Consider the following 5944-nt stretch of genomic DNA (forward strand, 5'->3'; position numbering starts at 1 on the left):
ACCAATCCCATTGAAAGCACCTTCGCTACCGTGCGCCACCGCACGATCCGATCGAAGGGCTGCCTGTCCAACAGAACGGCGCTCGCGATGGTCTTCAAACTGCTTGAGGCCGCGCAGAAAAGCTGGCGTCGTCTCGATGGCCACAACCAGTTGCCAAAACTCGTTCTCGGTGTGACATTCAACGACGGGATCGAGGTCATCGCCAAACCGACTGACCGTCAGCCCATAACCGCCGCCGCCTGACCGGCCGCGCCGTCACCAAAATTTGGCGATAGCTCCATCGTCGCAGATCGGCACGCCTTGCGGGATCGACTAGGCGCTTCTCCCGGCTTCGGCTGACGAAGCTGACGGGAACATTAAGCGGTGCCAAGTCCCTGAGAATCCGCCCTCGCTCATGGAGGAGGCGGCAGTTCAACAACCATATGGATCGGGCCTGGCCCGATCATTGAGCTGCGCCATAGCGCGATCAGATGGACCAATATCGAAAATGTACTTGCTTCCGAGCGGCTCTAAGCAGATCAACGGGGCGGACGGGAGTGTCTTGTGCTGAGCGGCGCGTGCCCTCCTCTTGTCTCCCGGGTGCAAGGTCGTGATTGGTGACTGGAGCGATGAGCCGCGGTAATGCAACACGCGAAATGAGCTGTCTGCGGGGCATTTCAGCGTGCCCGTCGCTGCGGCGCGTTTGATGTCTGGAGAAGCTGCGATGGAGTTGCCTTGATGAAGGTCCGTGACGGCGCTTCGATGTCGGCAATCGTGCCACGTGACCGCTCGCCCCTGCGCGCGCCCGCGGCCCGGAAGCCTGTGTCTGGTGGGGATTACGAGCGCTTTCAGCGACGGCTCGAAGAGGCCGCTCTGGATGACCGCGAGTCGCCTGCGGATGGTTCCGGTCGCAGGAAGCTCGGCAACGATCGGCATGATCCGGTTGGGATAGGAGGCGTTGCGCCCTCGTGCGTGCCCGTCGTCTCGCTCGAATCCGTCATGCGGGATTTTGCACAGAATCCGGGAGTGGACGGAAGGCTTTCACGTTCCGCGGAGCTCGCTGAGCTGGCGGAGGCGATCGTTGAGCGCGTTTTGATGTGTCCGGACCGCACGGGGGGCGCGACGGCGTACATCACGTTGAATCGTGACGTGTTTGGAAGCGCATCTGTGTCCGTCAGCTGCCGCGGCGATACGCTATCTCTCTCCATCATTTCCGACCACCTTAGGTCCATCTTGCAATTGCGAGGCCAAGCATTTGCGCGCCACTTGTCTGATCGGCTCGGTATGCGCATCATGGTGGCGGTCGTTGGCCGAGGCTGTTGGGACGAGGACTTTCATTGGCGCTCTTCCGGTTCGGAGGCGACATTCCGCTACGGCGCCGACAAGAGCTCATGATCGATCTTCCCCGCTATGAGGGACGCGATGCTGTCGCGATATCGCGAATTGCGAGTCGTCTTCCGTTTGCTTTCAGTCTCGCCGGCATCGAGGTGCAGGCGGTCATGTCCGATTCAGCGCTTCGACACATCTCGGTGCCAAGTTACACCGTAGTAATGAGTGTGCACGGCCACAAAATCCGTCTCGTATTAGGGGCAATGCTCCTTCCGCAGCTTGCCGTAGAACGATGGCCGGAGATCACCACATTGCCTCCGGGCCACGGTCTGGGTGAGATATTGTTTGATATCGTTCTCCAGGATCTGGCGATCGAAGTGGAGCGACGGTGCGGTCAGCGGCCGACTTGGTCCTGCTCCGACGTTGCGGCCCCGAGTCCCTACGCGTTCAAGGTCGTTCGGCTGGAGCGTTCCAGCGACCTGGTCGGTTTGGTGGAACTCGACGGTGAGGGGCTGCAGTGGGTCGCCGACTGTTGCTCCGACCTGCCGGTCGTAGCCGCAGCGCTCGATGAGCTTCCGCTTCTCCTGGATGTGCGCATTGCTCCCATCAGCCTTGCCCTGGCGGAACTACAGCGACTTGCGCAAGGTGACGTCATCCTGCTCGACAACCAATCGGTAGGCAATGATGGCGCAATGAGCGTTGTCGCGCACCTCTCTAACAGTCCCTGGTTTCGTGCCTCGATCCGGGATTGCCGCCTCTTTATCCAATCAGTAGTGGATCGTTCGATGGATAAACCGGAGTTCCTCCCGCCTGAAAGCCTCGACAGCCTTAATCTGACCGTCGATGTGGATGTCGGACGTTTGACCATGCCGCTCGGACAGCTTCGTGAACTCGCTGTGGGCCAGGTTATCGATCTTGGCTTTGATGCAACCAGTAACGTTTCTCTGCGCGTCAATGGCAAGGTCATCGCGACGGGTGAGCTCGTGCGCATTGCTGAGCGGACCGGCGTGCGGCTGCTGGATCTGCGCTTGCCGCGGGCTGAGCGATGAATAAGTTGCCCGACCCGGCGACGCTTATTGTCCTGATGGGAGCCATCGCGGTCCTGCCCTTCGTTGCAATTACGGTAACGTCCTACGTAAAGCTCGTCGTCGTCTTTGGGCTGCTGCGCAACGCACTCGGCGTTCAGAATGTTCCACCGAACATGGCCCTAAATGCGATCGCTATCCTGCTTTCGGCCTACATCATGCAGCCAGTGGCGAAGAGCGCGTATCAGGCTCTGCGTGACAGGCCAATCGCGTACCAAACGTTCGGAGAATTAGTCGACACGATAGCCCTTGGCGCCGAACCAGTTCGTGACTTCCTCGTGAAAAACACGACCACGGCAACACGTCATTTTTTCGTCAATGCCACGCACAAGTTGTGGAGCAAGGACGACTCGGCTGACGTCGTCGACAACGCGTTTTTGATCTTGATCCCGGCCTTCATCACATCCGAACTGGAAGAGGCATTCAAGGTCGGATGCTTGCTGTTCCTGCCCTTCATCGTTATCGATCTCGTTGTCTCCAACATTCTTCTGACGATGGGCATGATGATGGTTTCACCCATGACGATATCTCTGCCATTCAAGCTGTTCTTGTTCGTTGCCGTGAACGGGTGGCAGCGCCTCATCCACGGCCTCGTCTTGTCCTACGCAGGACCGGCGTCTTGAATTCCGCCACGCTCGTCAACGTCGCCCTTGAAGCGCTTACACTGTCGGTTGTGCTGTCCTTGCCGGCGGTCCTTGTCGCCACGATATTGGGACTGATCATCAGTCTGATCCAGGCCATGACCCAGATTCAAGAGCAGACACTTTCCTTCGCTGTGAAGCTGATAAGCGTAAATCTTGTGCTGGTCGCTACCGCGAGCTGGTTTGAGGAGCTTGGCCGGTATACCACGCGAATCTTCGATATGATCGGCGCAGTGTAGGCGTCAGAGCTCGAGCAGGTCGTCGATTGTCCATCGCGTGCGGCATCTGCAGGAAGGACCGCGGCCGCTCTTCATCATCCTGGTTATCCTTCCATGTTGTCACTTGATCCGGCTGCGTTGCGTACCGCCCTCGTTGTTCTTTTGCTCGCGGTCGCGCGCATATCGGGCATGATGCTGGTCGTCCCAGTCCTCGCGCGCAACTTGATGACAGGAATGGCACGCAACAGCGTGATCATCGCATTGTCGCTCCCTGTAATAGGGCTAGCCTGGACAACAAGGCCTGAGGACCTCGACTTTGCCAGCCTGACGCTGATCCTGAGTCTCGGACTGAAGGAACTTCTGCTCGGTCTTGTACTCGGCTTACCGGTTGCTGCCGTCATGTGGGGCGTGGAGGCGTGCGGCACGTTCATTGACAACCAAAGGGGTGCAATGATGGCCAGTCTGCTCGATCCGGCAAGTGGCAATCAAACCTCGCCGCTTGGGACATTCCTGGGTGAGCTTTACCTCACATGGCTATTCGTCACGGGAGGCTTCTCCAAGCTCCTGGAGGCACTCTATCGTTCGCATGAAATCTGGCCTGTGTGGACCTTTCGTCCAACAATTGGTCCAGCGTTCGTCGGGGCGGTGCTGAGCCTCGCAGACCTCGTCATGCTGTTGACATTGCTCCTCGCCGGTCCAGCCATTCTCGCCATGTTCTTAAGCGAATTGGGTCTGGCGCTGATTGGTCGGTTCGCGCCACAATTGCAGGTCTTCTATCTCGCTATGCCTGTCAAAAGCGTGGTTGGTTTGCTGCTGCTGATCTTGTCGCTCGCGACTGTTTTGACCCATGCCGGCGATCACGGGCTATCACCTGTCGCATTTGTTCGCCGCATCGTCATGTGAGTATTCATGCCAGCTGGTAAGAGCGAAAAGCCGACCCACCAGAGGCTGCGCCAGCTGCGCAAGAAAGGACAGGTCGCTCAAAGCCGGGAGGTTGTCTCGGCGGTGCTGACCATGGGGTTCTTCGCCTTGTTCGTCACCTCTTTGCCGCGCCTGGTGGACCGACTTGAGGCAGCGATCCTGTTACCCATCGCGCATCTGAAAAATGAGAACTTTGTCGTTGTCGCGCTGCAACTCTTCGGATCGTACGGCCGTGAGATACAGAGCCTGACAATGCCGTTTCTCGGCGTCGTCCTGATCGGCGGTGCCGGTGCCCACGTGTTGCAGACCGGAGTGCTCTTCTCGCCCTCAGCAGCGGCGCCATCGCTCATGAGGCTGAACCCAAGTGAGAACATCAGCAGGATATTCTCGTGGCAGAGCCTCTTCGAGCTGAGCCGATCAGTCGTGAAGGTGCTGTTGCTCGGTCTCGTTCTTCTATTTGTGATTCGCGCAGCAGTAAGTTCGCTTGTATGGATCCCGAGCTGCGGAATATCCTGCCTGGCTTTGTTGACGGGCAACCTCTTATTCTATGTCGCGGTCTGGGCGGGGGCGATCCATCTTGTCGTGGCAATGGCGGATTTCGCGTTCCAGCGGTGGCAGTTCGAGAAGAAGAATATGATGTCGCTGGAGGAAGTGAAGCGAGAATACAAGGAAAACGAAGGCGATCCCCTGATCAAAAGGCGCCGCAAGCAACTTCGTTCGCAATTAATGGCCAAGAATCCTATTGCGTTAGCGCGCAATGCGACCGTGTTGGTCTCTAATCCCACGCATGTTGCAGTGGCAGTTTACTACGATGGGCAACAGACTCCGCTACCCGTGATTGACGCTATCGGTACCGATTTGGTCGCACAGCAAATGATCGCGGCCGCCACCGCCGCCGGCGTGCCGGTGATGCGAAATGTTCCGCTGGCGCGTGCGCTCCTGGAGGATGGCTTGGTCGATGAATATATCCCGTCACACTTGATTGAACCTATCGCAGAGGTGTTGCGAGCGCTCGGGGATCTTGCAACCGAGACTGGCGGTGGTCGGCTCTGATTTCGTGAGGTCAGTTGCGAGCTTCGGAATAGTCACCATGGCGAGAATGAAATAGCCCTCCCCTTGGGGCCACCTTCGACGCCATCCTCATCAGAACCGAGTAATTTGTCGTGAATGTTCGGCAACATTCACTCCTTTTTGCAGATCCACATGCCCGACGGCTGCTTGCCCGCATACGTGATCATGCCTCCAGGAAACCTTGTTGTTTGGCGAGAAGTTCTGGCCAAGTTGCAAGATGCGCCTTCGGATCGCTATTGGCGTACCCCCTAGGATGTGGGCACTCTAAGGCCGGGGCAGGCATGGGCGGATCGAACGAGAGGCGTCCCGGAGAATGCCACGCGCTTCACATCCACGATATGTTGCTGTTGCGTATCCGTCCGAGGGCGGCCGTCTTGCGAGTTTTTCCGATCTGTAGCTGACTGTCCTTATGGACGGACATAAGGACAGTGCGGTGCTGAGCCGCATGGATTTGGTGGAGACCGGTCGGCGGCGACGCTGGACGCGTGCGGAGAAGCTCAGAATCGTAGAGGAGAGCTTCTCGGGGCCACGACTGGTGTCGGCGACGGCTCGCCGGTATGGGATATCACGTCAGCTTCTGCTGAGCTGGCGCAAGGCTTGGACCTGTCATGATCCGGCCGAAGAGGATTCGATCGGCCCGACATTCGTCCCTGCGATAGTTGCGGCAAGTACGCCGCCAACGACGGAAGCTGTCGAGACA

7 protein-coding genes and 1 pseudogene are annotated in these 5944 nt (G+C 58.2%); all 8 read left to right on the forward strand.

Annotated elements, in window-relative coordinates; translation table 11 throughout:
• Positions 1–243, forward strand: a pseudogene (locus K359_RS0146435) (IS256 family transposase); the annotation flags it as partial.
• A gap of 474 nt (positions 244–717) precedes the next feature.
• Positions 718–1374: a hypothetical protein gene (locus K359_RS0146440; protein ID WP_029085089.1), complete on the forward strand. Its 657-nt coding sequence runs from the start codon at positions 718–720 to the stop codon at positions 1372–1374.
• On the forward strand, positions 1371–2357 hold the full coding sequence (sctQ, locus tag K359_RS0146445; protein WP_029085090.1) for a type III secretion system cytoplasmic ring protein SctQ: 987 nt from the start codon (positions 1371–1373) through the stop codon (positions 2355–2357). Before K359_RS0146440 ends, sctQ begins: the two co-directional genes overlap by 4 nt.
• Positions 2354–3016: a type III secretion system export apparatus subunit SctR gene (gene sctR / locus K359_RS0146450; RefSeq protein ID WP_029085091.1), complete on the forward strand. Its 663-nt coding sequence runs from the start codon at positions 2354–2356 to the stop codon at positions 3014–3016. The genes sctQ and sctR overlap by 4 nt, the downstream gene beginning before the upstream one ends.
• Positions 3013–3273: a type III secretion system export apparatus subunit SctS gene (gene sctS / locus K359_RS0146455; protein ID WP_029085092.1), complete on the forward strand. Its 261-nt coding sequence runs from the start codon at positions 3013–3015 to the stop codon at positions 3271–3273. The genes sctR and sctS overlap by 4 nt, the downstream gene beginning before the upstream one ends.
• 93 nt (positions 3274–3366) lie before the next feature.
• Complete coding sequence (gene sctT / locus K359_RS0146460) at positions 3367–4155, forward strand: type III secretion system export apparatus subunit SctT (RefSeq protein ID WP_035978424.1); 789 nt, start codon at positions 3367–3369, stop codon at positions 4153–4155.
• 6 nt (positions 4156–4161) lie between these two features.
• Positions 4162–5226, forward strand: coding sequence for an EscU/YscU/HrcU family type III secretion system export apparatus switch protein (locus tag K359_RS0146465; protein ID WP_029085094.1), 1065 nt, complete (start codon positions 4162–4164; stop codon positions 5224–5226).
• A gap of 463 nt (positions 5227–5689) precedes the next feature.
• The coding region (locus K359_RS60490; protein ID WP_245284941.1) for a transposase at positions 5690–5944 on the forward strand (255 nt) is incomplete at its 3' end.

Source organism: Bradyrhizobium sp. th-b2 (assembly GCF_000426785.1).
Classification (GTDB): Bacteria; Pseudomonadota; Alphaproteobacteria; order Rhizobiales; family Xanthobacteraceae; genus Bradyrhizobium; species Bradyrhizobium septentrionale.

What these genes read in the sequence shown, in the direction of transcription:
- K359_RS0146440 (WP_029085089.1), top strand. Translation starts at nt 718, where the DNA reads ATGAAGGTCCGTGACGGCGCTTCGATGTCGGCAATCGTGCCACGTGAC.
- sctQ (WP_029085090.1), top strand. Translation starts at nt 1,371, where the DNA reads ATGATCGATCTTCCCCGCTATGAGGGACGCGATGCTGTCGCGATATCG.
- sctR (WP_029085091.1), top strand. Translation starts at nt 2,354, where the DNA reads ATGAATAAGTTGCCCGACCCGGCGACGCTTATTGTCCTGATGGGAGCC.
- sctT (WP_035978424.1), top strand. Translation starts at nt 3,367, where the DNA reads ATGTTGTCACTTGATCCGGCTGCGTTGCGTACCGCCCTCGTTGTTCTT.
- K359_RS0146465 (WP_029085094.1), top strand. Translation starts at nt 4,162, where the DNA reads ATGCCAGCTGGTAAGAGCGAAAAGCCGACCCACCAGAGGCTGCGCCAG.